This is a genomic window from Halegenticoccus tardaugens (assembly GCF_004116405.1).
Lineage (GTDB): Archaea > Halobacteriota > Halobacteria > Halobacteriales > Haloferacaceae > Halegenticoccus > Halegenticoccus tardaugens.
The window spans coordinates 250,745-274,287 of record NZ_SDIC01000003.1 but is presented as its reverse complement, the minus strand read 5'-3'; the positions used below and the strand labels follow the sequence as shown (position 1 = coordinate 274,287).

General features: G+C 68.8%; 28 protein-coding genes. 11 read left to right on the top strand and 17 right to left on the bottom strand.

All coding sequences use genetic code 11. The features are described 5' to 3' along the window. Positions 1–12: 12 nt before the first annotated feature. On the bottom strand, positions 13–1,566 hold the full coding sequence (locus C3L37_RS09000) for a twin-arginine translocase subunit TatC (RefSeq protein ID WP_129114276.1): 1,554 nt from the start codon (positions 1,564–1,566) through the stop codon (positions 13–15). Positions 1,567–1,666: 100 nt separating this feature from the next. Here C3L37_RS09000 and C3L37_RS08995 point away from each other — a divergent pair, with 100 nt between their 5' ends. The 4 genes from C3L37_RS08995 to C3L37_RS08980 all read left to right on the top strand — a co-directional run bounded on the left by C3L37_RS08995 (position 1,667) and on the right by C3L37_RS08980 (position 5,744). Further along, the gene (locus C3L37_RS08995) at positions 1,667–4,483 is read left to right on the top strand and encodes a twin-arginine translocase subunit TatC (protein ID WP_129114275.1); all 2,817 of its coding nucleotides are present in this window, start codon (positions 1,667–1,669) and stop codon (positions 4,481–4,483) included. Between the two features lie 115 nt (positions 4,484–4,598). Then, on the top strand, positions 4,599–4,772 hold the full coding sequence (locus tag C3L37_RS08990) for a ribbon-helix-helix domain-containing protein (RefSeq protein WP_129114274.1): 174 nt from the start codon (positions 4,599–4,601) through the stop codon (positions 4,770–4,772). Continuing rightward, on the top strand, positions 4,765–5,475 hold the full coding sequence (locus C3L37_RS08985) for a queuosine precursor transporter (RefSeq protein ID WP_129114273.1): 711 nt from the start codon (positions 4,765–4,767) through the stop codon (positions 5,473–5,475). The genes C3L37_RS08990 and C3L37_RS08985 overlap by 8 nt, the downstream gene beginning before the upstream one ends. Before the next feature lie 80 nt (positions 5,476–5,555). Beyond that, on the top strand, positions 5,556–5,744 hold the full coding sequence (locus C3L37_RS08980; protein WP_129114272.1) for a hypothetical protein: 189 nt from the start codon (positions 5,556–5,558) through the stop codon (positions 5,742–5,744). Positions 5,745–5,750: 6 nt separating this feature from the next. Here C3L37_RS08980 and C3L37_RS08975 read toward each other — a convergent pair whose 3' ends face one another. Then, positions 5,751–6,551 carry a 23S rRNA (uridine(2552)-2'-O)-methyltransferase gene (locus C3L37_RS08975; RefSeq protein ID WP_129114271.1) on the bottom strand — a complete coding sequence of 267 codons (801 nt, stop codon included), beginning with the start codon at positions 6,549–6,551 and terminating at the stop codon, positions 5,751–5,753. A 289-nt stretch (positions 6,552–6,840) separates the two neighbouring features. On the opposite strand from C3L37_RS08975, the gene C3L37_RS08970 reads away from it, so the two are divergent. Together C3L37_RS08970 and C3L37_RS08965 are read left to right on the top strand one after the other, a co-directional pair. Further along, on the top strand, positions 6,841–7,134 hold the full coding sequence (locus C3L37_RS08970) for a UPF0175 family protein (RefSeq protein WP_129114270.1): 294 nt from the start codon (positions 6,841–6,843) through the stop codon (positions 7,132–7,134). Next, positions 7,134–7,622 (top strand): hypothetical protein, encoded by a 489-nt coding sequence (locus tag C3L37_RS08965; RefSeq protein ID WP_129114269.1) that lies wholly within the window; start codon positions 7,134–7,136, stop codon positions 7,620–7,622. Before C3L37_RS08970 ends, C3L37_RS08965 begins: the two co-directional genes overlap by 1 nt. A 153-nt stretch (positions 7,623–7,775) precedes the next feature. Here C3L37_RS08965 and C3L37_RS08960 read toward each other — a convergent pair whose 3' ends face one another. Next, positions 7,776–8,309 (bottom strand): hypothetical protein, encoded by a 534-nt coding sequence (locus C3L37_RS08960; RefSeq protein WP_129114268.1) that lies wholly within the window; start codon positions 8,307–8,309, stop codon positions 7,776–7,778. A 195-nt stretch (positions 8,310–8,504) separates the two neighbouring features. Here C3L37_RS08960 and C3L37_RS08955 point away from each other — a divergent pair, with 195 nt between their 5' ends. Both C3L37_RS08955 and C3L37_RS08950 read left to right on the top strand, forming a co-directional pair. Further along, positions 8,505–9,248: a DNA polymerase sliding clamp gene (locus C3L37_RS08955; RefSeq protein WP_129114267.1), complete on the top strand. Its 744-nt coding sequence runs from the start codon at positions 8,505–8,507 to the stop codon at positions 9,246–9,248. 225 nt (positions 9,249–9,473) lie between these two features. Beyond that, complete coding sequence (locus C3L37_RS08950; protein WP_129114266.1) at positions 9,474–9,713, top strand: PRC-barrel domain containing protein; 240 nt, start codon at positions 9,474–9,476, stop codon at positions 9,711–9,713. Between the two features lie 80 nt (positions 9,714–9,793). Here C3L37_RS08950 and C3L37_RS08945 read toward each other — a convergent pair whose 3' ends face one another. Beyond that, a complete protein-coding gene (locus C3L37_RS08945) occupies positions 9,794–11,140 on the bottom strand; it encodes an MFS transporter (protein ID WP_129114265.1) in 1,347 nt (448 codons plus the stop codon). Between the two features lie 53 nt (positions 11,141–11,193). Beyond that, positions 11,194–11,781: a DUF7474 family protein gene (locus tag C3L37_RS08940; RefSeq protein WP_129114264.1), complete on the bottom strand. Its 588-nt coding sequence runs from the start codon at positions 11,779–11,781 to the stop codon at positions 11,194–11,196. A 151-nt stretch (positions 11,782–11,932) separates the two neighbouring features. Between C3L37_RS08940 and C3L37_RS08935 the strand changes: the two genes are divergently transcribed. Then, the gene (locus C3L37_RS08935) at positions 11,933–13,039 is read left to right on the top strand and encodes a DNA primase large subunit PriL (protein WP_129114263.1); all 1,107 of its coding nucleotides are present in this window, start codon (positions 11,933–11,935) and stop codon (positions 13,037–13,039) included. A 10-nt stretch (positions 13,040–13,049) separates the two neighbouring features. On the opposite strand, the gene C3L37_RS08930 is transcribed toward C3L37_RS08935, so the two are convergent. After that, complete coding sequence (locus C3L37_RS08930; RefSeq protein WP_129114262.1) at positions 13,050–13,244, bottom strand: DUF7472 family protein; 195 nt, start codon at positions 13,242–13,244, stop codon at positions 13,050–13,052. Positions 13,245–13,506: 262 nt separating this feature from the next. On the opposite strand from C3L37_RS08930, the gene C3L37_RS08925 reads away from it, so the two are divergent. Then, positions 13,507–14,193 carry an SWIM zinc finger family protein gene (locus C3L37_RS08925; RefSeq protein WP_129114261.1) on the top strand — a complete coding sequence of 229 codons (687 nt, stop codon included), beginning with the start codon at positions 13,507–13,509 and terminating at the stop codon, positions 14,191–14,193. Positions 14,194–14,314: 121 nt separating this feature from the next. Here C3L37_RS08925 and C3L37_RS08920 read toward each other — a convergent pair whose 3' ends face one another. From C3L37_RS08920 to C3L37_RS08885, 8 genes are all read right to left on the bottom strand, one after another. Further along, positions 14,315–14,560, bottom strand: coding sequence for a hypothetical protein (locus C3L37_RS08920; protein WP_129114260.1), 246 nt, complete (start codon positions 14,558–14,560; stop codon positions 14,315–14,317). 5 nt (positions 14,561–14,565) lie between these two features. Further along, positions 14,566–14,778, bottom strand: a complete 213-nt coding sequence (locus tag C3L37_RS08915; RefSeq protein WP_129114259.1) for a hypothetical protein — start codon at positions 14,776–14,778, stop codon at positions 14,566–14,568. 145 nt (positions 14,779–14,923) lie between these two features. Then, positions 14,924–15,409 carry a Holliday junction resolvase Hjc gene (hjc, locus tag C3L37_RS08910; RefSeq protein WP_129114258.1) on the bottom strand — a complete coding sequence of 162 codons (486 nt, stop codon included), beginning with the start codon at positions 15,407–15,409 and terminating at the stop codon, positions 14,924–14,926. Between the two features lie 144 nt (positions 15,410–15,553). Continuing rightward, positions 15,554–16,843: an adenosylhomocysteinase gene (locus C3L37_RS08905; protein ID WP_129114257.1), complete on the bottom strand. Its 1,290-nt coding sequence runs from the start codon at positions 16,841–16,843 to the stop codon at positions 15,554–15,556. 122 nt (positions 16,844–16,965) lie between these two features. Continuing rightward, the gene (locus tag C3L37_RS08900; RefSeq protein ID WP_129114256.1) at positions 16,966–17,328 is read right to left on the bottom strand and encodes a hypothetical protein; all 363 of its coding nucleotides are present in this window, start codon (positions 17,326–17,328) and stop codon (positions 16,966–16,968) included. Beyond that, complete coding sequence (locus C3L37_RS08895; RefSeq protein ID WP_129114255.1) at positions 17,279–17,929, bottom strand: hypothetical protein; 651 nt, start codon at positions 17,927–17,929, stop codon at positions 17,279–17,281. Before C3L37_RS08895 ends, C3L37_RS08900 begins: the two co-directional genes overlap by 50 nt. A 185-nt stretch (positions 17,930–18,114) precedes the next feature. Further along, positions 18,115–19,422, bottom strand: coding sequence for an amidohydrolase (locus C3L37_RS08890; protein WP_129114254.1), 1,308 nt, complete (start codon positions 19,420–19,422; stop codon positions 18,115–18,117). Between the two features lie 120 nt (positions 19,423–19,542). Further along, positions 19,543–20,340 (bottom strand): DsbA family protein, encoded by a 798-nt coding sequence (locus tag C3L37_RS08885; RefSeq protein WP_129114253.1) that lies wholly within the window; start codon positions 20,338–20,340, stop codon positions 19,543–19,545. 150 nt (positions 20,341–20,490) lie between these two features. Here C3L37_RS08885 and hisG point away from each other — a divergent pair, with 150 nt between their 5' ends. Next, positions 20,491–21,336: an ATP phosphoribosyltransferase gene (gene hisG / locus C3L37_RS08880; RefSeq protein WP_129114252.1), complete on the top strand. Its 846-nt coding sequence runs from the start codon at positions 20,491–20,493 to the stop codon at positions 21,334–21,336. 6 nt (positions 21,337–21,342) lie between these two features. Here hisG and C3L37_RS08875 read toward each other — a convergent pair whose 3' ends face one another. The 3 genes from C3L37_RS08875 to C3L37_RS08865 all read right to left on the bottom strand — a co-directional run bounded on the left by C3L37_RS08875 (position 21,343) and on the right by C3L37_RS08865 (position 23,433). Further along, positions 21,343–22,332: a CPBP family intramembrane glutamic endopeptidase gene (locus C3L37_RS08875; RefSeq protein ID WP_129114251.1), complete on the bottom strand. Its 990-nt coding sequence runs from the start codon at positions 22,330–22,332 to the stop codon at positions 21,343–21,345. 50 nt (positions 22,333–22,382) lie between these two features. After that, positions 22,383–22,778, bottom strand: a complete 396-nt coding sequence (locus C3L37_RS08870) for a DUF7473 family protein (RefSeq protein ID WP_129114250.1) — start codon at positions 22,776–22,778, stop codon at positions 22,383–22,385. A gap of 94 nt (positions 22,779–22,872) precedes the next feature. Continuing rightward, positions 22,873–23,433 (bottom strand): TATA-box-binding protein, encoded by a 561-nt coding sequence (locus C3L37_RS08865; protein ID WP_129114249.1) that lies wholly within the window; start codon positions 23,431–23,433, stop codon positions 22,873–22,875. Positions 23,434–23,543 lie beyond the last annotated feature (110 nt).

Below are 23,543 nucleotides of genomic sequence, written 5' to 3'. Positions count from 1 at the left end.
AGCCGCCCGCACTCAGTTTCCGGTCCAGCGCAGGAGCGCGAGCGTCCCCTCGAACAGCACGATCATCGTCGCGGCGACGATGATCGGGGCCATGCCGGTCGGGTCGGGGCTGACGAGGAACGAGAGGCCGAAGAACGACCCCCAGAAGATGAGGCGCTTGTCCTCCAGCCACCGGCGGGTGACGAGGTTCATCATGATCGCGAGCATGACGAAGAGCGGGATCTGGAAGACGATCGCCATGTACCCCATGAGCAGGAGGATGAGGTTGAACGTCTCCGCGAGCCCGAACGCGATGTCGGCCGCGCGCTCCGTGTAGACGGTGAAGTACGAGAAAATGGCCGGCAGGACGATAAAGTGCGCGAAGGCGATGCCGACGAGCGCGAGGATGAGGCTCGTGGGCACCGCCGCGAGGTAGTAGCGCCGCTCTTTCGGGTACAGCCCCGGGCGCATGAAGAGGTACGTCTCGTAGACGAACGCCGGGAGGCCGATGACGAGCCCGGCGAGGCCGGCGACCTTCAGCTTGGTGAGGATGAACTCCAGCGGGCTGTAGAGCCGGGGACGAAGCGCCGCGTTCGTGACCGCGCCGGGAATGTGGGTGTTCCACATGTAGTTGATGAGCCGATCAGCGGTGGGAAAGGCCACGAGCGTCACGATCGCGCCGATGACGAAGACGACGCCGAGCCGCTTGACCATCTCCTCGATGTGGTCCGCGAGCGGCATCTCCTCGTCGTACTCCGGCCCGTCGCCGACGATCCCCCGGTCGAGGAACTCGTCGTCCTCGTCGCCTTCGTCCTCGTCTGCGTCGACGGCGGCCGCGTCCGCCTCGATTTCGGGTTCGTCCTCGGCGTCGAAGCCGTCCTCCGACTCCGCGACCGGCGGCTCGACGGGTTCGAGCTGTGAGTCGAGCGCCGCGTCCGCCTCCTCCGAACCCGCGTCCGCGTCCGCCGTCGTCCCCTTCACGTCGGCCATCTCGGCGCCGTCGAGGTCACTCCCTTCGAGTTCGCCGGATCCGTCGAGTTCGTCGGCGTCGACGTCCGCGCGAGCGCCCGCCTCGTCGACGACGGTCGCGTCCGCCGCGTCCCCGTCGACCTCGTCCGTCTCGTCGCGCTCGTCGGGAGGCCCGTCGTCGAGGAGGGGGTCGGCGGCGATCAGCTCCTCCTCCCGCCGGTCGAGGTACTCCCGTTCCGCTTCGAGGTACTCCTCCTCGGAGTCGAACTCCTCGGGCGGCGGCAGGTCGCTCGCGCCGGCGTCGTCACCGTGGGCGGATTCTGCGCCCGGGTCGTCGGCGCGTTCGCCTCCGGTTTCGGTCCCGGCGTCCACTTCGCCGCCGGATTCGTCGGCGTCGGACGGGCTGGCGTCCGCCGAGTCGTCGGGCGAGTCCGCCGAGTCGCCGGTCGAATCCGCCGAGTCGCCGGTCGAATCCGCCGAGTCGGACGCGTCGCTGTCCCCCTCCGACGCCGACCCGTCGCGTTCCCCCGCGTCGACGGACTCCGCGGACTCGTCTTCCTCCGCGTCGGAAAGCTCAGTAACGCCCGAACGCGCGCCCGACTCCGATTCGTCGCCCATTCAGTTTCCCTACGCCGCCGGTTCGTTATAGGCCTTTTTCCATGGCCGGCGGGCGATCCGGTCGAAAAGATTGATAACCGCGAGACGGTTTTCGATCACTATGTCTAGCGCGCTCGACGAGGATACGCGCCGCGCACTCGACGAGGGCCGGCAGACCGCCGGCGCGATGTTGCGAGCCGCGCAGAAGGACCTCCAGAAGGTGTTCATCGTCTTCCTGCTCGGCTTCTTCGGCGCGTTCTACGCGCTTCAGCTCTACGTCTGGGACTTTCTCAAGCGCGTGACGATGGCCCGGATGGAACCCGCGGTGCGGGACGGCGTGAACATCATCGCGCAGACGCCGTTCGACGTCATCCTCCTGCAGGCGAAGATCAGCCTCGCCGTCGGGATCATCGTCGCGCTCCCCGCGTTCGTCTACTTCGCCCGCGACGCGCTGAAGGACCGCGGCAGGTGGCCGGACGCCCCGATCAAGCTCTGGAAGGTCTTTCTCGTCGGATCGCTCTCTCTCGTGCTCTTCGTCGGCGGGCTGTTCTACGGCTACTACCTCTTCTTTCCGCTCATGTTCGAGTTCCTCGCGCAGAACGCGCTCTCGGCGGGCTTCGAGGCCTCGTACTCCATCGTGATGTGGGCGGAGTTCATCTTCTTTCTCACCCTCTCGTTCGGGCTGGCCGCGCAGATGCCGCTCGCCATCACGGGGCTGTCCTACAGCGGCGTCGTCCGGTACGAGACGTTCCGGGACAAGTGGCGGCACGCGGTCCTCGCCATCTTCGTCTTCGGGGCGGTGTTCTCCCCGCCGGATCCGTTCACGCAGATCATGTGGGCGGTTCCGCTGCTCGTGCTCTACGGGTTCAGCCTCTATCTCGCGAAGGTCGTCGTGACGGCCAAGCGGGGGAGCGAGCGGGTGAGCCTCGCCCGGACCGCCCGCCGACGCTGGAACGTCCTCGCGGGCGGCGTCGGCGTCGGCGCGGCCGCCGTCTACCTCTTCTACGAGCGCGGCGGCGTCGAGGCCGCGAACGGACTCCTCGCCCGGTTCGGCGACTACCGCGTCCTGCCGGTCGAGGCCGTCCTCCCGCTGCCGTCCGACGCGACGCTCGCCCTCCTCTGCGGGGTGGCCGGCCTCCTCGTCGCCGTCGTCGCCCTGCTGTACTTCGTCGCCGTCGAGCTGGGTGAGGATGGGGCGGCGAGCGGCGGTGACGACGGCGGGCGCGTGGGCGATCCGACCGCGATCGACGTCGGCGGCCTCGACGCCGACGGGGTCCGAGCGGCCCCGTCGGAGCCGTTCGCAGCGATGACGGAGGAGGAGGCGCTCCGCCTCGCGAGCGCCGCCATCGACGAGGGCGATCACGCGAAGGCGCAGGCGATTCTCGACCGCTACGACGGGGCGCACGAGGGCGAGGCACACGAAGGCGACGCGGCCGCCGAAGGCGAGGGAGCGGGATCGCCCGCGGCTGCCGCCGGCGCGTCGGCGACGACGAGCGCCGGAACCGCCGCGTCGGCCGGGATGCGCGAGCCGACCGGCGTCCTCGACTCGGTACGCCGCGGCTTCGGCTGGGTGAGCTGGCGCGACCGCTTCCGCGCGACGTGGAACGTGCTCGCCGGGGTCGGCGCGCTGGTCGGCGTCGGCGCGTACTACGTCCTCTCGACGCCTTACGCCCGGTACGTCCAGCAGTACGGGAACGAGGCCGTCCCGTACGTTCCGGCGGCGTACCGGGGGCGCGCGGTCGCGGCGCTCGCGGATCTGCAAGGCGGCCTCGGCGACGAATCGGCGGCCCTCGTCGCCGTCGGCCTCGCGCTCGCGGTCGTCGCGCTCTTCGCCGCGGTGCTCGCGCTGTCCGCGGCGTGGCAGGCCGGCCGCGACCCGGCGGCGCGCGACGTGCGCGCGCTGACGACGGCGGAGGTACGCGGCGCGCCGCCCCGCCTGTTCGCCGAGACGAGCGAGAGCGAGGCGCTCGGACACGCCGACCGCGAGCTGCGGGCCGGCAACGAGGAGAAGGCGCAGGCGATCCTCGACCGCTACGACGAGGTGCAGGCGGCGATGGAGGCGCGCGCGGAACCGGAGCCGGGCAGCGTCGGCGACCGCGCCTCGCGGGCGGGGGGGACGTTCCTCGACGAACTGACCGACGGCGAGACGGACGAGGACGACATCGGCGGCTACTACAAGGACATCACCTTCATCCTCGACAGCATCACCTCGCGGACGTTCCGCCTGATCGCGGTCTTCATGCTCGTACTCGGCGGCACGTTCACGTGGCTGTACGCCGGCGGACTCGGGGCCGTGTTCGCGAACTTCCTCAGCCGGTTGCCGGCGGACGTCCGGCCCGAATCGCTCCGGGTCGTCGCGCTCCACCCTGTCGAGGCGCTCATCTTCGAGGTGAAGTTCTCGACGCTCGTCGCGGTGCTCGTCACGCTCCCCATCGTCGGGTACTACGCGTGGCCGGCGCTCCGCGAGCGCGGCTTCGTCCGCGGGCACCAGCGGGTCATCTTCGGGTGGGTCGCCGCGCTCGGACTCGGCCTCTTCGGCGGATTCGCCCTCGGCTACGCGTACGTCGCGCCGGCGGTCATCTCCTACCTCGTCGCCGACGCCGCCCGCGCGGACATGGTCATCAGCTACCGCATCACCAAGTTCTTCTGGCTCATCTTCTACACCACCGCCGGGATCGGCCTTCTCGCGGACGTGCCGGTTCTCATGGTGCTCTTCAACACCGCCGGCGTGCCGTACCGCGCGATGCGCGACCGCTGGCGCGAGGTGACCGTCGCCATCCTGACGTTCGCCGCGGTGTTCACCCCCGCCGGCATCATCACGATGTTCCTCGTGACGATCCCGCTCATGGTCGCCTACGGCGTCGGCCTCGCGGTCCTGTTCGTGCTCACGCTCGGCGGCCGGCGCGACCTCGCGCCCTCCCGCGGAGCCGAGGTGTGAAGCGACATCGTCAGGGGACCGACTTCGCCCGGCGAGATGCGCCCATTCCCCCGAGTCATCGGGCGAGAGAGGAGGAAACCCTAATGGGTAAGTATTCCCTCCAGAATACCCGGATATGGCCAAGATAAGCGTCGAGATCCCGGACGAGCTGCTAGCGGACCTGGACGAACACGTCGGCGACGACGGGAAGTTCGTCAACCGGAGCGACGCGATCAGGGCGTCGATCAGGAAGACCCTCGACGTCCTCGACGAGATCGACGCCCGCCACGGGAGACGAGGGGATGAGTGAGGCGAGGGACCCGCCGTCCGTCGCCCCGATCGCCCTCGTCGGGCTGTTCGTCACCGCCCTCGTCACCGCACAACTCGTCTCCGCGAAGCTCATCTCGATCACGCTGCCGCTCGTCGGCGTCGCGCTCTCGATGCCGGGCGGGACGCTCGCGTACGCCGCGACGTACTTCGCGTCGGACTGTATATCCGAGCTGTACGGTCGTCGGTTCGCACGGCGCGTCGTCAACGTCGGCTTCGCGATGAACCTCGTGATGCTCGGGCTGGTGTGGCTGACGATCCGGTCGCCCGCCGCCGCGGGGTCGATCGATCCCGGGACGTTCGCGACCGTCCTCGGGGCCGGGACGAACATCGTCCTCGGGTCGCTCTGCGCCTACCTCGTGAGTCAGAACTGGGACGTGATCGCCTTCCACCGCATCCGCGAGTGGACCGACGGCGAGGCGCTCTGGCTCCGAAACGTCGGATCGACCGCCACGAGCCAGCTCATCGACACGGTCATCTTCACCGTCGTCGCGTTCGCGCTCGCACCCGCCCTCCTCGACATCGGAGCGGGTCTGGGAGCGGAGGTCATCGTCGGGCTCGTCGTCGGCCAGTACGTCGCGAAACTCTCCATCGCGGTGCTCGATACCCCGCTCGTGTACGCGGCCGTGGGGTGGCTTCGGGCGCGGGAGCGCGGCGAAAGCGCGGGATCGCCGTCGGTCGACTGATCGCGGCGCGGAAGGGGGAAGAAGGAGGGATCGCGGTCCAGAGCGTCCTATTTTATGACTCTTGCTACCGAACGGCACGCATGGTCGGGCAGCGACGCATACGCATCACGGAGCGAGACGGGATGGAGGGCGGGGTACGGTGCCCGAAGTGCGGGAGCTACACCTCCTTCGGGGACATCATCGCCGCGGGGGGGTGCGGGCGGGGGGCGTGGCGCGGCGGCCCGTGCGACGCGCGGCTGGCGCTGGACCTGGTCGTCGGGGCCGAGTGAACGTCGCTACTCGACGACCTCCGCGAACGCGAACCGCGGCTTCACGTCCGTGACGCGGACGGTGACCGAGTCGCCCTCCTCCGCCCCCGCGACGAACACCGTAAAGCCCTCCACCACGGCGATGCCGTCGCCCTCGCGGCCCGTCTCGGTGATCTCGACCGGGAGCTCGTCGCCCGACGAGACGGGCGCGATCGTCCGACCCTTCCCGACGAGGTACACCTCCGAGGACGACGCCCGCGAGGCGTCGGGGTGGATCGCGCGGACGTACTGGAACGCCCGCTCCACCTCCTCGCGGAACGCGGCGAGGTCGGGGCCGTCGAACACCTTGACGACGAGGTCGCCGCCGGGCGCGAGGAGGTCGGTCGCGACCTCGAACGCCTGCCGGGCGAGGTGGACCGACCGGGCGTGGTCCAGCGAGTACTCGCCGGTCATGTTCGGGGCCATGTCGGAGACGACGAGGTCCACGGGGCGGGACGCCACGTCGTCCGGGTCCGTCGCCCCCCCGCCGAGCCGCTCGCGGAGTTCCTCCTTCGTCTCTTCTGCGGTCATGTCCCCGCGGATCGTCTCGACGTTGTCCGCGTCGATCGATTTGATCCGCTGGAGGTCGACGCCGACGACCGTCCCCTCGGAGCCGACGGCTTCGGCGGCGACCTGGAGCCACCCGCCCGGGGCCGCACCGAGGTCGACCACGGTGTCGCCGCGGTTCATCAATCCGGCCTCCTCGTCCAGCTGCTTGAGCTTGTAGGCCGCGCGGGAGCGGTAGCCCTCCTGTTTCGCCTTGTTGTAGTAGTGATCCTTGCGCGTCATGGGTACATCACCGAGTGGCGTGATACGGCCGACCCGCGAGTCGCCGACGAATTCGCGTTCATACTCGTCGTGAGACGGTCGACCCGGAAAGGCACATCGAAGCATCGGTCACTCGTCGGGCTCTGCAAGAGGCGTCTCCTCGCCGAGTGAGAGCAACGATCCTGCGAACTCGCCTCTTACCGCCAGCAAATTTCGGACGATGTGCCCGCCCGGTGCACCGATAGATCACTCGAAGCGGGGACGACCTCCGTTACATCTATTGCGTATCGTAACGTAGTAGATCGTAACGATGAAAGCAGTCACCACGCGCATCCCGGAGGACGACGAGGAGGCGCTCGCCGAACTCGAGACAGAGTTGAGCGCGGATCGGTCGGAGGTACTTCGCCGCCTGATCCGACAGGGCCTCTCCGATTGGCGCAAGGAGCGGGCACTCGACCAGCTCCGTGACCACAGTATTACGCTGCGAAAGGCGGCGGAGTTCGCGGACGTGTCATACGTCGAGATGTTGACTCTCGCCGCGAAAGAAGGGATCGACGTCGGGTACACGACGGACGACCTCGAACGCGATCTCGGTCGCATCTAATGGTCGTCGTCGATTCCTCCGCGCTGATTCCGCTCGCGTGGGTCGGGCGACTCACCCTCGTCTCGACCGCCTTTGACGATATTCGCACGACAGAAGCTGTTCGGGAGGAAGTCCTCACTGCGGGTAAGCGCGGTACCGCGATGCTCGACGAGTTTCTGGCCGACGTAGCTGTTCACGGAACGCCGGACGCAGCCGACGAAGTGGCGTCGATGGAGGGAATTGCGGTGGCCGACGCGTCAGTGATCCTGCTGGCAGAGGCTAACGAGGAGATCCTTCTCGCTAACGACAAGGGGCTGATCGAGGTCGCCCGGAGTCACGGCGTCGAGTGCTGGTGGGTGACGACGCTGTTGCTCAGGTGTACGAAAGCGGGGGATGTAACGTCGGATGATGCAACCGAAATCCTCTACGACCTCGTGGATGAAGGAATGAATCTCCACCCAAAGGTCTACGCGCACGTGCAAAAGAAGCTCCAAGAACTGGGGGATTGATTTTCGGTATTCGGCCGGCTACGGGGCGCATTCAATTAGTAGGTCGAGCAAATTCGAGAGTAACGACGCTGTTGCTCAGGTGTACGAAAGAAGGTGACTCGACGGCGGACGGGGCGACCGATATCCTGCAGGACGACCGCGCCGTCCGGACGCTCACTGAACCCGGAGTTCGTCGTCCTCGGGTTCGTCGGCCGCGTCCCACGACAGCGAGAACGTCACCCGGCGGCGGGTGCTCGCCCGCAGCAGCGACGACGTGGCGTCGACCGCCACCTCGAACGTCACCGCCTCCGGGGGGTTGATCGTCGCGCCGTCGGTGCCCGAGAGCAGCGTCACCTTCCCGGTGGACGCGGAGACGGGACGGTCGTCGTTCGACGCCGCCGCGTGCGGCCGCTCCTCCTCGCCGGCGACGGCGATGGAGGTCTCCTCGGGGACGGCGATCGCCGTTTCGTCGGCCGCGTTCGAGGCGCCCGCATCGTCGGCGGCGTCGGAAACAGGAGGTGCGCCGTCGCCCGACTCGTCGGGCGGTTCGGCGGTCGATTCCGGTCCGCCCGCATCGCTCGGCGTCGCGCGGGGGACGCCGGTGCCGTGCGGTCCGCCGTCGGTGCCGTCGAGTCGGTCCGCGAACGCCCGCAGGTACGCTGCGACCTCCGCTCGCGTCAGCTCTCGGGTGGCGTCTAGCGTCGACATGGGTTCGTCCGATACGACGAGGACGACGATAGAAGGTGCGGCCGAGACGAGAGAAGGCGTGGCCGGAGACGGACGGCACGACCGAGAACGGAACGCCCGGCAGGGACCGCGACGGGCCGCACGCGCGCCGTGTGCGCACGCGAGACACTTACGAATCATCGGGCTTTTTAACGCCCCTGTCGTACGAGCGCACATATGTTCAAGGCGATCGTGAGCGCGTCGACCCTGCGAGACGCGCTCGACTCCGTGAGCGTGTTGGTCGACGAGTGCAAGATCCGACTCAACGAGGACGAACTCGCCATCCGGGCCGTCGATCCCGCGAACGTCGGGATGGTCGACCTCTCGCTCGACGCCGCCGCCTTCGAGTCCTACGAGGCCGACGGCGGCGTCATCGGCGTCAACCTCTCGCGGCTCGAAGACATCGCGGGCATGGCCAACGCCGGCGACCTCGTCCACCTCGAACTCGATGAGGAGACGCGCAAGCTCCACATCCGAATCGACGGCCTCTCGTACACCCTCGCGCTCATCGATCCCGATTCGATCCGCCAGGAGCCGGACATCCCGGATCTCGACCTGCCGGCGACCATCGTCCTCGAAGGGAACCAGCTCGACCGCGGGATCAAGGCCGCCGACATGGTGTCCGACCACATCGGCCTCCGCGTCGACGAAGAGGAGGAGGCGTTCTTCATCGAAGCCGAGGGCGACACCGACGACGTCGACCTCGAACTCGGCCGCGACGACCTCATCGACCTCGCCGCCGGTCCCGCCGACTCCCTCTTCTCGCTCGACTACCTGAAGGACATGAACAAGGCGATCCCCTCCGACGCGGAGGTGACCGTCGAACTCGGCGAGGAGTTCCCGGTGAAGCTCCACTACGAGCTCGCGGAGGGGATGGGGAACGTCACGTACATGCTCGCACCGCGCATCCAGAGCGATTAGCGGCCGTCCGGCCGCCCGCTCGTCGCGCCTCTCACCGCCCCGTCTTCCGGCTCGTCCGAATCGCGCCGTACGGTACCGTTCTCTACCGCATCGTACCTTCACGAACCACTATCAGCCACCACTTACCGCGCCGCTCGCCGAAGCGCCGGCTCCGAGAGGGAACCTATCACATTCGTTTGAGGTGGCTAAAATGGATATAAACCCGGCGCGAGTACGTTCGGGTGCATGGCACACAACTTCACCGAGGACGACGAGGGCAAGCGCGTGGTAGACGCGGAGGGCGACGAGATCGGACGAGTCGTCGAAGTGAGCCACGGTACCGCCTACGTCGACCCCGACCCGGGGCTGACGGACGCCATCATGTCGAAACTCGGCTGGAGCGACGCCGACGAGGATAGCTACCCGCTGCAGGAGAACGCCGTCGGCGAGGTCGCCGACGACGAGATCCGGCTGTCGCGGTTCTGAGCGACCGGCCGCATCGCCGTCGGAACCCGCGATCGATATTTTTCGGCTCCGCTCCATCGGAGAGGGGAGACCGCGGACAGTCACCCGACCGTCGGAGCGCGCCGTCGTCCCGCGAGGCCGACGAGGAGGGCGACGATGGGCGCGATGAGCAGCGCGCCGGAGACGAACGGTGACCAGTAGACGAGGACGTACAGCGCCGCCATGACCGGCGGACCGATCGTCCGACCGAGGCTCCCCGCCCCCTGCGTGACGCCGAAGGCGCTCCCCTGCGTCTCCGCGCTCGCGGCCGTCGAGACGAGCGTCGAGAGCGCGACGTTCAGCAGTCCGTTGCCGAACGAGAGGAGACCGAGCGCGACGAGCAGCGCCAGCAGTTCCCGGGAGAGGGTCGCGGCGAGCGCGTCGGGGAGCGCCGGAAGGAGCCGACCGAGAGCGGGCGAGAAGGGGAGCACGGCGAGGGAGACGAGCAGAGCGACCGCGCCGACGACGGCGATGCGCGCGGCGTCGTACCGCTTCGAAAGCTGACCGACTAGCACGCCCTGGTTGACGACGCCGAGGACGCCGACGTACGTCAGGAGGAAGGCCGTCTGCGTCGCGTCGTAGCCGTACACGTCCGCCGCGTAGGGGATGAACATCACCTGAACGCCCGAGAAGGCGACCGAGGCGAGGAAGAAGGCGACGACGAGCCCGCGGAGGTCGGCGTCGCGGAGGGCCGACGCGAACTGCCCGACGAGCGTCCCGCGCCCCGCCGGACCGCGCGTTCGATCGGGCTCCGACAGGAACAACGCGGCGAGACAGAGGCTCAGGAGGCTGAGGAGCGCCGCGGCGAAGCTGGGGAGCGAAAACGGGGTGGCGGGAACGATCGCCGGGAGCGAGCGATCCGCGGCCGCGACGACGGGATCGCTGGCGAGCAACCCGCCGATCGCCGGTCCGAAGATGAATCCGAGGCCGAACGACGCGCCGATGAGTCCCAGCGCACCCGCGCGACGCTCCGGCGGCGTGATGTCTGCCACGTACGCCTGCGCCGCGGCGAGGTTGCCGCCCATCGCGCCGGCGACCATCCGGGAGAGAAAGAGCGTGGCGACCCCAGCCGTGACGCCGACGAACGAGGAGGCCTCGCCGGCAAGGCCGAAGACGACCCACGCGATCGCGCTCCCCAAGAGCGAAAGCATCAGCACGGGGCGGCGGCCGCGCTCATCGGAGAGCCGGCCGAGGAAGGGGGCGAAGAGAAACTGCATGAACGAGTACGACGCCGCGAGCAGGCCGATAAACACGTCGCTCACGCCGAAACTGCGGACGTAGAAGGGGAGGATCGGGATGACGACGCCGAAGCCGAGTAGGTCGACGAAGACGACCGCGACGACGACCGCGAGCGCCCGGCGCGGGTTCCGAATCCCGGCCGTTGCGGTCGCCGCCTCGGGAACGCTCATGCCGACCGAAGGGTCGCGGCGAGCCTAACGTTTGTGTCGGACGGTTGCCCGCATCACGCGCGCCGGTCGATGAGGCTCTTTGCGGCCTGCGCCTTCTCCTTCCACCCGTAGCCGGCCTCGTAGACGTGGCGCTTGGACTCGACGAGCTGTTCGGGCGAGGCCTCCTCGAAGCCGCCGCGGGCCCACGAGCCGCTCTCTTCGAGCCACGAAACGACGTTCTCCTTCGTCTCGGCCCACGAGAGACCGACCATCTCGTACCACGCGATCATCGCGAAGACGGCGTTGTCGTGACAGCCGGGCACGCTCCCCTTCAGGTAGATCGTCCGCATCGGCTCCCGCGTCGGCTCCGAGACGTGTTCTTTGTACTCGGCCGCGGTGAGAAGCCGGAGCGAGCCGTCCTCCTCCGTGACCCGCTGTTCCGTCCTGAGCCGATCGAGCGCCGCGGCGTGAAGCGCCCCCCACTCGCCGTGGACGCCGCGCCGGAGGTCGCGCTCGCTCCGCGGCCCGGCGGAGAGGAGCGCGACGACATCGGTGTACGCCTTCTCGATCTCCGGCCAGGGCGTCCCCTCGAAGCGGCAGTCCGCGCCGTGGAGGTCGTTCGTCGTTCGACAGCCCGGGCACGGGTACGCGAAGTGCGGCACTGTCCCGTCGGTTGAGCGGTCACGAATATAGATTGTGCGGTCTGCGAGTGAGTCGCCGGAAACGTGACGTTTCCCGGGGGACACGTTCCGTTTCTCTCGACGGTCGCGTCGATCGTCGAGTTTATCCTCGCCCGACGGAATACGGAGAGGCATGAGCCCGCTCCACGCCCGGTACCCCTTCTTCGAGGCGGCCCGGGAGGCGGTCGAGGCCTCGGGAGTCGCGCTGTCGGCGCTCGTCGCGGAGGACGCGCCGGCGGTCGCCCGCGGGCGCGAGCGGGTCGAGCGCGCGCTCCTCTCGGGAACGACGGCCCCCGACGACCCCGGCGAGTGGAGCCTGCGCGACGAGCTGCTGTCGTACCCCGTCGCGCGCATCCTCGTCTCGCTCGTCGACTCGCGCGCGGCGGTCCGCAAGTACGCCGCCGCGGAGGCGGCGACCGCCCACGAGCGGTTCGTCGCCGACTTCGAGGCCGGCGACGACGGCCTCCGAAGCACCGATCGACGGACGGCGTCGATCGACGACTGCCTCCGCGAGTTCGACCTGGCGGCCGACGTACGGACGGAGCCGCCGGAGCACGGGCGGGAGCCGGACGCCTTCAGGATCGCTCTCGGGGCGTACCTCCGCCTTTCGGACCCCGGGTGGGGCGACGAGTGGCGGCTGGTCAACCGCGAAGTCGCCGCGGGAGCGGTCCGCGTCCGACGGGAAGAGCTGTACCGGCTGCTCCGAAAGGCGGTCCGCCGACGCGTCGCCGAGGGACTCCCGTTCGACGTCCGCGCGAGCGCGGAGGGCGAGCGCATCGCCGACGCGCTGGAGCCGGAGGTCGAGGCGCTTCGGGAACTGCTCGCCGACCGACAGGGCGCGTGGCGGATCGACACGGTCGCGCCGGAGCTGTTTCCGCCCTGCATGAAACGCCTCCTCGAACGGGCCCGCCGCGAGGCGGATCTCGAACCGCACTCGGCGTTCTCGCTCACCGCCTTTCTTACCGGGATCGGCATGGACACGGACGAGATCATCGACCTCTACCGGGACACCCCGCTCGACGAGGAGGCGATCCGCTATCAGACCGAGTACCTCCGTGACGAGGCTGGCGCACAGTACCCGCCGCCCTCCTGCGCGACGATGCGGGCGTACGACGACTGCGTGAACCCCGACGCCCGGTGCGAGACGATCTCGCACCCGATGGGCTACTACGAGGCGGCGCTCTCCGACGCCGGGGAGGTCACCGACTGGCGCGACCGCGAAAGCGAGGTCGAATCGTAGCCGCCGGCGCTCACCGCGAGAGGAAGAAGCCGACGAGCGCCATCACGACGATGAAGAGCACGATGCTCCCGACGAGCGCGAGCCCGCCGGACTGCCCCAGGCTGGTGCCGAACGTCATCCCGATGGCGAGAATGAGCGCGATGAAAAACCCGACCGCGACGACGGAGACGACGATCTGCTGGAGCGCCCCCTCTTCGAGATCCATGCCCGGCGTTTCCGCCGGGCGTATCAAAAGGACTTCGATAGTCGGTACGGCGGACTTCGGCGATCGGTGGGGCTTACTTCGGTGGTCGGCGTGGGGGACTGCGGTGGTCGGTGTGACGGCCTTAGGCGGTCGGCGCGGGAGTCCGCAGAATCGGTCGGAAAAGACGAATTCGAAGGTTTTCGGGGCTGAGCCGAAGGTTTAGGTGGCTCCGGAACCTATATTGGTTGCTCCGGGGCGGCGGCTCGCCCCGACGTACAGAACCATGACGCAAACCAGAAATCCACCAGCGTCACCGATCCCCGTCCGCACGAAAACCACCCTCCCGGGCGGCGGGTACACCGGCCGGTCCCGCCGGGCGCGGACCGAGCCGATGCTCGTTCGCCCGCTCCGCGACGACCGCTACGTCGTCGAGACCGATCACGGCACCTACGTGGTCGACCTCGACGGGCGGACCTGCACCTGCCCCGACCACGCGATCCGCGGATCGCGGTGTAAACACCTCCGCCGGGTCGCGATCGAGGTCAACGAGGGTCGCGTCCCGCCGCCGGGCAAGCGCGCCGCCGCCTGCGCCGTCTGCGGCCGCCGGCTGTTCGTGCCGACGACCGACGTCGGCCCGCGGCTGTGCGACCGCCACGAGATCGCGGTCGGCGACCTCGTCCGCGACCGCGAGACCGGCCGCAGGCTGGTCGTCACCCGGGTGACGGCCGACCGCGCCGACGAGACGACGACCGAGGACGGCATCGCCGTCTCCGAGTACGAGACGAACGCCGACTACGGCGGTCACGAACCGGTCGTCGAAGCGGTGTACCTCGACTCCGTGCGCGCCGGCGACTCGCTCGACGCGACCGAACTGAAGCGGTACAGCTTCCCGGCCTCGCGGCTTCGCCGCGTCGGGCCCGATCGGTCGCCCGAGTCGCAGGCGCAACTGGACGCGTTCGCGAGCGCCTGAGCGCGATGGCGACCGCCTGAGGCCGACGAAGAGCCGCCTGCGGTCGACGACGATCGGTGACCGTAACGAGACCGAAGCGTGCGACGAGCGACGGCTCTCGCGCGGAACCGAACCGCCGCGGTCACCCCCGGTTGTGGTTGCGACCGAGGAGCAGCGCGACCGCGTGAACGCAAACGAGGAGCACGAACCGGGGCCAAAAGCCGTGATAGAGGGCGTGAAAATAAAACGCCGGGACGACGACGGCCGTCCAGAAGGCGAAAACGCGCAGCGGGAGGACGAGCGGCCGAGCGACCCGCAGTAGCGCGGCGCGCGCGTCGACGATGAGCCGTGACGAACGGTCCTCGACGGACGACGGAGCGTTCGACATCGCGCTCAGCGGACCTCGTCGACCGCGACGTACGAGCCGCGCTCCGCCGCGATCCACCGCGTCGCGCTGACGCCGACGCGCCGGTCGTAGACGACGACCTCGTCCGGGTCGAACTCCCTCCCCGCGAGCTTCGGGTTGAAGGTGAATTCGAGTTCGAAACGCGGCCACTCCGTCTCGATGTCGGTCGTTCTGGCCGGCGGGTTCGGGGTCGTGCTCATGGTTTCGCTCCTGTCTACACCGAATATTCCTTTCCCATATATAGTTAAGACAACCCCTTAGTAACTATGATCGATTACTGAACGGTTACCGCGCGTCCGTCCCGCGGTCGTGTCGGAAAGCCGTCGAGAACGGGACCGGGTCGCGTCACTCCAACATCGTCGCGGCCTCGTCCGGCGAGAGGAGCCCCTGTTCGACCGCGAGGAGCACGTCGAGAACGCCGTGGCCGTCGGTCGCGCCGCCGGCGCTCGTCAGATCGGCGAGGGTCGCGCCGTCGGCGAGCGCGGCCTCCTTTTTGACGCGGTAGTTGCCGCCGTCGGTCCGGTAGAGGTCCGCCGGATGGAAGAAGTACCAGTCCTCGCGGTCGAACCGGACCGCCACCTTCGGCTTCGCGCCGAAGTTCTCGCTGAAGTAGACCAGCGCCTCGATCTCCTCGCCGGTGAGGTAGATCGGGTTGCCGGCGCTCGATTTCGCCTCGATGGCGTAGAAGACCTCGCCGTCGCCGGCGAGGACGTCGGGGAGTTCGCGGGTCGTCGCGCTCCCGCTGGCGGGGGCGCGCATGACGGCGAATCCGGCCTCGTCGAGCAGATTGACGAGTTCTCGCTCGCGGCGGTCGCCTTTCGCGTTCGACATCGCGGGAACTCTTACGTCCGCCGGCATAAAGAAGTCGACTGCGACCGAGTCCCGCGGTTTCGGGGATCGATTCGTCGCCGGTCGTCGCCGGGAGTCGTCACTGGGAGTCGTCCCGATCGTCGCCTTCGACGGCCGCGCCCGACGCTAGGTGCCGTGCTGCCAGCTCCCCATGTACTCCTCCTGCGCCGCGGAGAGGCCGTCGATCTCGACGCCCTCGGCGGCGAGTTTGACCTCAGCGACCTCGCGGTCGAGTTCGTCCGGCACCTCGTGGACGCCCGGGCCGTACGCCTCGCCGTTCTCGATCATCTCGCGGACGCAGACCGCCTGCACGCCGAAGCTCTGGTCCATCACCTCGACCGGGTGGCCGAGGGCGATGGGGCTCGCGAGGTTGACGAGGCGGCCCTCCGCGAGGACGTTCAGCCGGCGGCCGTCGGCCAGTTCGTACGCCTCGACGCCGTCGCGCGCCTCGTAGCGGTCGGCCGCGAGGTCCGAGAGCGCGTCGAGGTCGATCTCGATGTCGAAGTGGCCGGCGTTGGCGAGGAGGACGCCGTCTTTCATCCGCTCGAAGTGCTCGCGGGTGATCACGTCGCGGTTGCCCGTCGTCGTGACGAACACGTCGCCGACCTCGGCCGCGTCAGCCATGGGCATCACGTCGTAGCCCTCCATGTGCGCCTCCAGCGCGCGGCGCGGTTCGACCTCGGTGACGACGACGTTCGCGTTCTGGCCGGCGGCCTTCTTCGCGACGCCCTTCCCGCAGTAACCGTAGCCCGCGACGACGACGGTCTTCCCGGCGTACGAGAGGTTCGTCGTCATCGCGATGGTCGCGAGCGACGACTCGCCCGTCCCGTGGACGTTGTCGAACAACCGCTTCATCGGCGTGTCGTTGACGGCGAAGACGGGGTACCGCAGCGCCCCGTCCGCGGCCATCGCCCGCAGGCGGTGGATGCCGGTGGTCGTCTCCTCGCAGCCGCCGACGATGGAGTCGATGAGGTCGGGGCGGTCCTCGTGGATCGCCGCCACCATGTCCATCCCGTCGTCGACCGTCACGGTCGGTTCGTGGGCGATGACGGCCTCGATGGCGTCGTAGTACCCCTCCTCGTCGACGCCGCGGACGGCGTAGGAGGTGACGTCCTCGTTCGCGTCGAGCGCCGCGCTCACGTCGTCGTGCGTCGACAGCGGGTTGCAGCCCGTGATGGCGACCTCCGCGCCGCCGAGCGCGAGCAGTTCGACGAGGTTCGCCGTCTTCGCCTCGACGTGCATCGCCATCCCGATCGTCTGCCCGGCGAACGGTTGCGCCGCCTCGAACTCCTCGCGCAGCGCCCGCAGGATCGGCATGTGCTGTAGCGCCCAGTCCATCTTGCGTCGACCCTCCGCGCGCGCCGCCTCGACGTCGTCGAGGTGCTCGCTGACGGGGGGGTACGCCGTCGTGCTCATGACCGCTGGTTCGGCGACGCCGCTCAAAACCCTACCGGAGCGTCGAGCCGCGCGCGAAAACGGCGGTCGAAAACGCGTATCGGGTGCCTCTCTGCCCGAGTCGCGCCCGGATCGTTCGATCGCTACGCCTTCGCGTGCGCGGGCGGTCCGCCGCGGTCGTCCGCGCCGGAGCCGTTCCCGCGCTCGTCGCTCTCGTCCTCGTCGGCGTCGGACGATCCGTCGGCTGCCCGGTCCGGCGTCGCGTCGGAGCCGTTCTCCGGCGCGTCTTCGCCGGACTTCGAGGCGTTCTCGCCGCGTTTCTCGTCCGAGGCGTTCTCCGCATCCGTCTCGTTCGACGGACCGGCGTGATCGGGCCGCTCGTCGTTGCTCGGGTTCTCCTCGCGGGCGAACTCCGAGACCGACTGGCCGATGCCGCCCTCCGCGTCGTCGTCGCCGCTACCGAGCAGTCCCGCGACGAATCCGGAGACGCGCTGACCGAACGCCATCGACTCCTCCTCGCGCGTCGAGCGTGGCGGTCGTCTCGACCGTCTCGTTGCCCTCCGACGCCTCGATCTCGACGTCCGTCGTCTCGTTCGGCGCGGGCAGTTCGACGGTGCCCTCGTCGTTCGTCGCGTAGTCACCCGCACCCGAGTAGTCGCCGTCGGCGGCGACCGACACCGACGCGTTCGGGACGCCGGCACCGTAGCGCGTGACCGAGACGACGGCCGTTCCGTCAGCCGCGCTCTCGGCGTCGACCGCGAGTTCGGGCCCCGCGAGTTCGATCGTCGTCTCCGTCTCCTCGTCGACGACGACGGTCACGTTCACGTCGGTCGTCTCGTTCGGCGCGGGGAGCTCGACGGTGCCGTTCTCGTCCGTCTCGTAGTCGCCCGCGCCCGAGTAGTTACCGTCGGCTTCGACCTCGACGGTCGCGCCCTCGACGGCGGTGTCGTTTTCGGTCGCGGAGACGGTCGCCGTCCCCGCTTCGCCCTCCTGTTCTACGTCGATCGTCTGTGCGTCGTCGGCCGCGGCGGTTCCGGCGAACGCCGAAGCCCCGGCGACGACGAGCATCGCGGCGAACGCCGCCGCGAACCATTGCCTCCCTCTCATGGCGCTCGATCGGACGGCGACACAGGTCATAAATAGAGACATTCGTTTTTGACTGTTCTTTCAGTTTTTCGATACAGTAAATAACTGACGACGTCCGTCTTCACACCCGCACAGTCTCTCGAAAGCGCCGTTCAAGAAAGTTTACCTGTCAGATATTTTTCCTTCGCGGATGGGAGCGGGGCATCTCACCGACCGAGTCGGTCGAGGAGCGACGCCGTTCGATCGCGCGCCCGTCGCTTGACCGCGTCGGCGTCGAGCGTCAGCACCTCGCGGTCGCGCATGAGCGTCCGGCCGTCGCAGACGGTGTGCCGCACGTCGCAGCCGCGGGCGGCGTACGCGAGGTGGCTCACCGGGTCGTGCGCGGGCGTCAGGTGCGCCGCGTCGAGGTCCACGACGGCGAGGTCGGCCTTCGCGCCGGGTTCGATCCGGCCGACGTCGAGTCCGAGCGCGTCGGCGCTCCCCGCCGTCGCCATGCTGACGACGCTCTCCGCCGCGACGGCGCTCGGATCGTCCGCCGCGAGCTTGCCGACCATCGCCGCGTCGCGCATCTCGTCGAAGACGGAGAGGTCGTTGTTGGACGCCGCGCCGTCGGTGCCGAGACCGACCGTCACGCCCGCGTCGAGCATGCGCTGGACGGGGGCCATCCCGCTCGCGAGCTTCATGTTCGAGGCCGGACAGTGAATCACGCCCGTCCCGCGCTCGGCGAGGAGGGAGATCTCCTCGTCGTCGACGTGGACGGCGTGGGCGAGAAAGTCGTCCGCGGTCAGCATTCCGAGGTCGTCAGCGTAGACGAGGGGGCGGACGCCGCGCTCGTCGACGATCGGGTCGACCTCGTTCGTCGTCTCGTTCGCGTGGAAGTGGATCGGGATCCCGTCCTCGCGGGCTCGCGCGACGCTCTCGCGGAGGAACGTCTCGTCGACCGTGGTGAGGCTGTGGGGCATGAAGGCGGTCGAGACGCGGCCGTCCGCCGCGCCGTCGAACTCGCGGGCCACGTCGAGGCTCTCTTCGACGTCGGCTTGTGCGTCCCCGTCGTCCTTCCCGACCGTGACCGCGCCGTGGCCGACCCGCGCGCGCACCCCGGCCGCGTCGACCGCCTCGACGACCTCGGGGACGTGAAAGTACATGTCCGCGAAGGCGGTCGCTCCGGAGCGGATCAGCTCGAGCAGGGCGAGTTCCGTCCCCGCCCGGACATCCCCGGGGGAGAGTTCGGCCTCCGCGGGCCAGATGTCCTCCCTGAGCCACTCGTCGAGCGGTTTGTCGTCGGCGTAGCCCCGCAGGAGCGTCATCGCGGCGTGGGTGTGCGCGTTGACGAGCCCGGGGGTCACGAGCGACCCCGAGGCGTCGAGCGTCTCGTCGGCCTCTCGGGGGGAGACGCCGACTTCGTCGCCGAGCTCGGCGACGGTTCCCGCCTCGCGGTCGACCAGAACGTCGGCCTCGACGACCCCGAGATCCGGAAGCAACACCCGTCCGCCGGCGATCAGCAGCGCGTCCATACGCGAGCTACCGAGGGCACGCGGCGTTAATCCACCGTCTTCGGCCGGGATCGAAGTCGGGTCGACGCGGATCGGCGCGGATCGGCGCGGATCGAGGCCGGATTAACGCCGATCGTCGACTCACTCCCCGCCCCGGACCGCCGCGTCGAGCGCCCGCCGGGTCTCCTTGAAGTCGACGGTCGGCGCGTAGACCTCGTCAGCGACGACGAGCCGCGGCACGGCCGCGACGGGGATCTCGTCGACCCGCTTCATCGTCGCGTCGATCCGCTCTTCGTACGCGTCACCGTCGACCGCGGCCTCGATGTTCACCGCGTCCGACACCCCCGCGGCGTCTGCGACGGCGCGGATCCGCTCGGCCGAGTACCAGTCGTTCGTCGTCCGCTGGTTCTCGAAGAGGTACGCGAAGTACGGCCAGAAGGACTCGGGATCCTCGTTCCAGACGGCCTGTCCGGCGCGGGCGACGCCGGGCTCGTCGTCGCCGTGAAACGGCTCGCCGTTGTCGTAGGGGACGGCCCGGAACTCCAGGTCCACGTCCCCCGGCTCGACGTACGTCCCGATCAGGTCGTTCAGCTCGCCTTTGACGAACGAGGCCGTGTACGAACACTTCCAGCCGCCGTAGAGGGTGGCCTCGACACCGGCCGACCCCGTTCCGGCGATCGGATAGTCGCGGTCGGCCGCGTTCTCCGGAATCGCGGCGGATCGGACCGCGCCGGTCGGTTCCGAGAGTTCACCCGGGTCGGAGCCGCCCGATTCGGGCGTCTCGGTCCCGTCGGGCGTGGCCGGTTCCCCCGAGCCGTCGGCGCGTTCGTTCGTCTCGGCCGAACCGTCCGACGTCAACCCCGAACAGCCGGCGAGCCCGACCGCGATCGTCGTTCCCGCGAGACCGAGCACGGCCCGCCGCGTCGATTCGTCTCTCATACTAGACGGAGGTGGTTCGGGGGGCCCTTTGTTATAGCCTCCAAAACGGGAAATTAGCGTGAGGATAACGTACCACTTGGTCGATGTTTCCTCCGAGAACCGCTGAGTCGCGGTCGAAACACAGTTCTCCCGTCGGCGTGAGGGGTGGGTATGCGCATCGCCGTGCCCAACAAGGGGCGCTTGCACGAACCGACGATGGAGCTTCTGGAGCGCGCGGGACTGCACATCGAGAACGGGGCCGATCGGAAGCTGTACGCCGAGACGGTCGACCCGGACGTGACCGTGCTCTTCGTCCGCGCGGCGGACATCCCCGAGTACGTCCGCGACGGGGCCGCCGAAGTCGGAGTCACCGGGCTCGATCAGGTCCGCGAGTCCGGTCACGACCTCGTCGACCTCCTCGACCTCGGGTTCGGTCGGTGCAGGCTCGTCCTCGCGGCCCCCGAGGACGGCGACATCGAGACCGTGGAAGACGTGGCGGGCCGAACCGTCGCCACGGAGTTTCCGACGGTCGCCCGCGACTTCTTCGCGGAGCGGGGGATCGATCCGGAGATCGTGCGGGTGACGGGCGCGACGGAACTGACCCCGCACGTCGAGATGGCCGACGCGATCGTCGACATCACGAGCACCGGGACGACGCTCGCCGTGAACCGCCTCTCGATCGTCGCCGAGGTGCTGCAAAGCTCGGTTCGGCTGTTCGCCCGGCCGGACGTCGCGGACGACGGCAAGGTCCGCGAGGTCGCGATGGCGCTCGAATCGGTGCTGGCGGCGGAGGGCAAGCGCTACCTGATGATGAACGCCCCGAAGGATCGGCTGGCGGAGGTCCGCGAGGTCATCCCGGGCATGGGCGGCCCGACGGTGATGGACATCGCGGGGGACTCGAAGGTCGCGGTCCACGTCGTCGTCGACGAGCGCGAGGTGTTCGGCGTCATCTCCGACCTCCGGTCGGTCGGGGCGACCGACATCCTCGTCACCGAGATCGAACGGCTCGTCGAGTGACTCCGCTCACTCCCGCCAGCGCAGGTCGGGCAGGGTCAATCCGGGGTGGATCGCGACGTGACCGTACCGGTACTCGCACCAGCCGGCGATCGCCAGACAGCCGAGGAGGATCGCCGCGACGCCGACGAGACCCGCTTCGGGCCCGAACGAGCCGCCGGTCGCCGCCGGCGGCCCCCGCTGTTCGACCGCGACGACCGTCGCCGTGCGACCGAGTCCGCTCACCGGGAAGCCGTACACCGCGCCCTGAAAGAAGTTCCAGGTGATGTGCACGCCGATCGGGATGCTGAGTTCGTTCGTCAGCACGTAGCCGAGCGCGAGGAACACCCCCGCGAGGGAGATGTTGAACGTGCTCAGCGTCGTCGCGCTCGGGTTTTCAGCGTGCAGGAGGCCGAACGCCACCGAGGAGACGAGGACGGCGACGGCGACCGCCGCGCGCTCGCCGAGCGGGCCGAACCCGCGGAGCCCCTCCGCGACGTTCGTCAGGAGGTACCCGCGGGCGAACAGCTCCTCGTACACGCCGACGAACAGAAAGAGGGCGAGGACGAACAGGAACGACGGGGCGAACGGGCCGCCGGCGGTCTCGAAGGTGCCGGTGACGCGAACCCAGCCGACCGCGAGTTCGAACAGGAAGACGAGCGTCATGAGCGCCGCGCCGAGCGCCAGCCCGAAGGCGAGGTCGAGCCACCAGTCGCGGTCGAAGCGGAAGCCGAAGTCCGCGAGACGGCGGCGATCGAGGAAGATCCCCGCGAGGAGAACGGTCGCCGTGATGACGCCGCCGAGCGCCCACTGCGAGAGCGCCAAAAGCGCGACGTCGGCGGTCGCGCTTCCCAGCGTCGAGACGAGCACGATCTCCGCGCTCCGGAGCGCCGGCACGAGAACGAACCCGGCGGCGACGATCAGCACGGCGACGAAAACGAGCGTCAGGACGAGTCGCCAGAGCGCGCGGAGGCGGCGTTCGCGGCGATTCCAGACGAGCGCCAGCGGGAGAAAGCGCATAGCTATCCGATCTGTGACGGGCGGCCGCTTGAGTCCTGCGCTCTCCGCCGCTACGTCGGCGCGGTCGAGGCGAGAAAGAAGAGTCCGAAGAGGACGGTTCCGAGGATGACGGTGACGACGGCGTGGATGAACGTGACGTAGGCGGTGAGACTCAGAGAGCGGCCGTAGAGGTAGCGAATCATCCCCGCGTCCGCGACGAGCGCGACGGCGATCGACAGGAGGGAGTTCACGCCGAGCGCCGTGAACGCGACGCCGACGGCCGCGGGGACCGGCCCGACGGCGAAGGCCTTCTTCACCTCGACGTCGCCGAGGACGTTCCGGGCGGCGATGTGGGCGGTGAGGGTCAAAAACAGGGCGAACAGCCCGAACGTCCCGGCGATCGCCAGCGGGCTTCCGACCGCTTCGGTTTGCAATCCGACCGGTCCGAGGGGCGACGTGACGACCATGCCGGCGGTTCGATCCCGGGGGCTTTGGTCCTGACGCTCGACGGCTCGGGGGCGAAAGCGAAAACGAGGAGGAAGTCGGTCGGCGGATCGAGGGCTACTCGAGCAGACCAAGCTCTTCGAGGCGAACGGTGATCTCTTCGACCGCGTGTTCCGCGTCCACGGGCTTTTTGCCGCCGGTGATGACGAGTTTCCCCGACCCGAAGAGCAGGGCGACGACCTCGGGTTCGTCGAGGCGGTAGACGAGCCCCGGGAACTGCTCGGGTTCGTACTCGATGTTTTCGAGGCCGAGGCCGATGGCGATGGCGTTGAGGTTCAGGTTCCGGCCGAGGTCGGCGCTGGTGACGATGTTCTGGACGGTGATCTCCGGGTTCTCGTCGACCTGGATGTTCAGGTCGCGGAGCTTGTCGAAGACGATTTCGAGGCTCTCGTGGACGTCGTCGGTGGATTTCGCGCCGGTGCAGACGATCTTGCCGGACCGGAAGATGAGCGCCGCAGATTTCGGGTTCTGGGTTCGGTAGACGAGTCCCGGGAACTGCTCGGGGTCGTAGTCCGCCCCCTCCAGGTCCATTGCCACGCTCTGGAGGTCGAGTTCCTGGCCGATTCCCGTAGAAGCGACGACGTTTTCGATATTGATGGTGTCCTTGGGGTCGGTCATGCAACGATTTAAGTGTCGTATTTAAGCCTTAAAAAGCTTGGTACCGGTCGTTGATACGTTCGCGGGCGGCGGCGGATCCGACACGCTCATGGCCGGACGCCCGCAGGTTC

Coding starts and splice junctions, on each gene's coding strand:
- C3L37_RS09000 (WP_129114276.1), bottom strand. CDS start 1,566: ATGGGCGACGAATCGGAGTCGGGCGCGCGTTCGGGCGTTACTGAGCTT.
- C3L37_RS08995 (WP_129114275.1), top strand. CDS start 1,667: ATGTCTAGCGCGCTCGACGAGGATACGCGCCGCGCACTCGACGAGGGC.
- C3L37_RS08990 (WP_129114274.1), top strand. CDS start 4,599: ATGGCCAAGATAAGCGTCGAGATCCCGGACGAGCTGCTAGCGGACCTG.
- C3L37_RS08985 (WP_129114273.1), top strand. CDS start 4,765: ATGAGTGAGGCGAGGGACCCGCCGTCCGTCGCCCCGATCGCCCTCGTC.
- C3L37_RS08980 (WP_129114272.1), top strand. CDS start 5,556: ATGGTCGGGCAGCGACGCATACGCATCACGGAGCGAGACGGGATGGAG.
- C3L37_RS08975 (WP_129114271.1), bottom strand. CDS start 6,551: ATGACGCGCAAGGATCACTACTACAACAAGGCGAAACAGGAGGGCTAC.
- C3L37_RS08970 (WP_129114270.1), top strand. CDS start 6,841: ATGAAAGCAGTCACCACGCGCATCCCGGAGGACGACGAGGAGGCGCTC.
- C3L37_RS08965 (WP_129114269.1), top strand. CDS start 7,134: ATGGTCGTCGTCGATTCCTCCGCGCTGATTCCGCTCGCGTGGGTCGGG.
- C3L37_RS08960 (WP_129114268.1), bottom strand. CDS start 8,309: ATGTCGACGCTAGACGCCACCCGAGAGCTGACGCGAGCGGAGGTCGCA.
- C3L37_RS08955 (WP_129114267.1), top strand. CDS start 8,505: ATGTTCAAGGCGATCGTGAGCGCGTCGACCCTGCGAGACGCGCTCGAC.
- C3L37_RS08950 (WP_129114266.1), top strand. CDS start 9,474: ATGGCACACAACTTCACCGAGGACGACGAGGGCAAGCGCGTGGTAGAC.
- C3L37_RS08945 (WP_129114265.1), bottom strand. CDS start 11,140: ATGAGCGTTCCCGAGGCGGCGACCGCAACGGCCGGGATTCGGAACCCG.
- C3L37_RS08935 (WP_129114263.1), top strand. CDS start 11,933: ATGAGCCCGCTCCACGCCCGGTACCCCTTCTTCGAGGCGGCCCGGGAG.
- C3L37_RS08930 (WP_129114262.1), bottom strand. CDS start 13,244: ATGGATCTCGAAGAGGGGGCGCTCCAGCAGATCGTCGTCTCCGTCGTC.
- C3L37_RS08925 (WP_129114261.1), top strand. CDS start 13,507: ATGACGCAAACCAGAAATCCACCAGCGTCACCGATCCCCGTCCGCACG.
- C3L37_RS08920 (WP_129114260.1), bottom strand. CDS start 14,560: ATGTCGAACGCTCCGTCGTCCGTCGAGGACCGTTCGTCACGGCTCATC.
- C3L37_RS08915 (WP_129114259.1), bottom strand. CDS start 14,778: ATGAGCACGACCCCGAACCCGCCGGCCAGAACGACCGACATCGAGACG.
- hjc (WP_129114258.1), bottom strand. CDS start 15,409: ATGTCGAACGCGAAAGGCGACCGCCGCGAGCGAGAACTCGTCAATCTG.
- C3L37_RS08905 (WP_129114257.1), bottom strand. CDS start 16,843: ATGAGCACGACGGCGTACCCCCCCGTCAGCGAGCACCTCGACGACGTC.
- C3L37_RS08900 (WP_129114256.1), bottom strand. CDS start 17,328: ATGGCGTTCGGTCAGCGCGTCTCCGGATTCGTCGCGGGACTGCTCGGT.
- C3L37_RS08895 (WP_129114255.1), bottom strand. CDS start 17,929: ATGAGAGGGAGGCAATGGTTCGCGGCGGCGTTCGCCGCGATGCTCGTC.
- C3L37_RS08890 (WP_129114254.1), bottom strand. CDS start 19,422: ATGGACGCGCTGCTGATCGCCGGCGGACGGGTGTTGCTTCCGGATCTC.
- C3L37_RS08885 (WP_129114253.1), bottom strand. CDS start 20,340: ATGAGAGACGAATCGACGCGGCGGGCCGTGCTCGGTCTCGCGGGAACG.
- hisG (WP_129114252.1), top strand. CDS start 20,491: ATGCGCATCGCCGTGCCCAACAAGGGGCGCTTGCACGAACCGACGATG.
- C3L37_RS08875 (WP_129114251.1), bottom strand. CDS start 22,332: ATGCGCTTTCTCCCGCTGGCGCTCGTCTGGAATCGCCGCGAACGCCGC.
- C3L37_RS08870 (WP_129114250.1), bottom strand. CDS start 22,778: ATGGTCGTCACGTCGCCCCTCGGACCGGTCGGATTGCAAACCGAAGCG.
- C3L37_RS08865 (WP_129114249.1), bottom strand. CDS start 23,433: ATGACCGACCCCAAGGACACCATCAATATCGAAAACGTCGTCGCTTCT.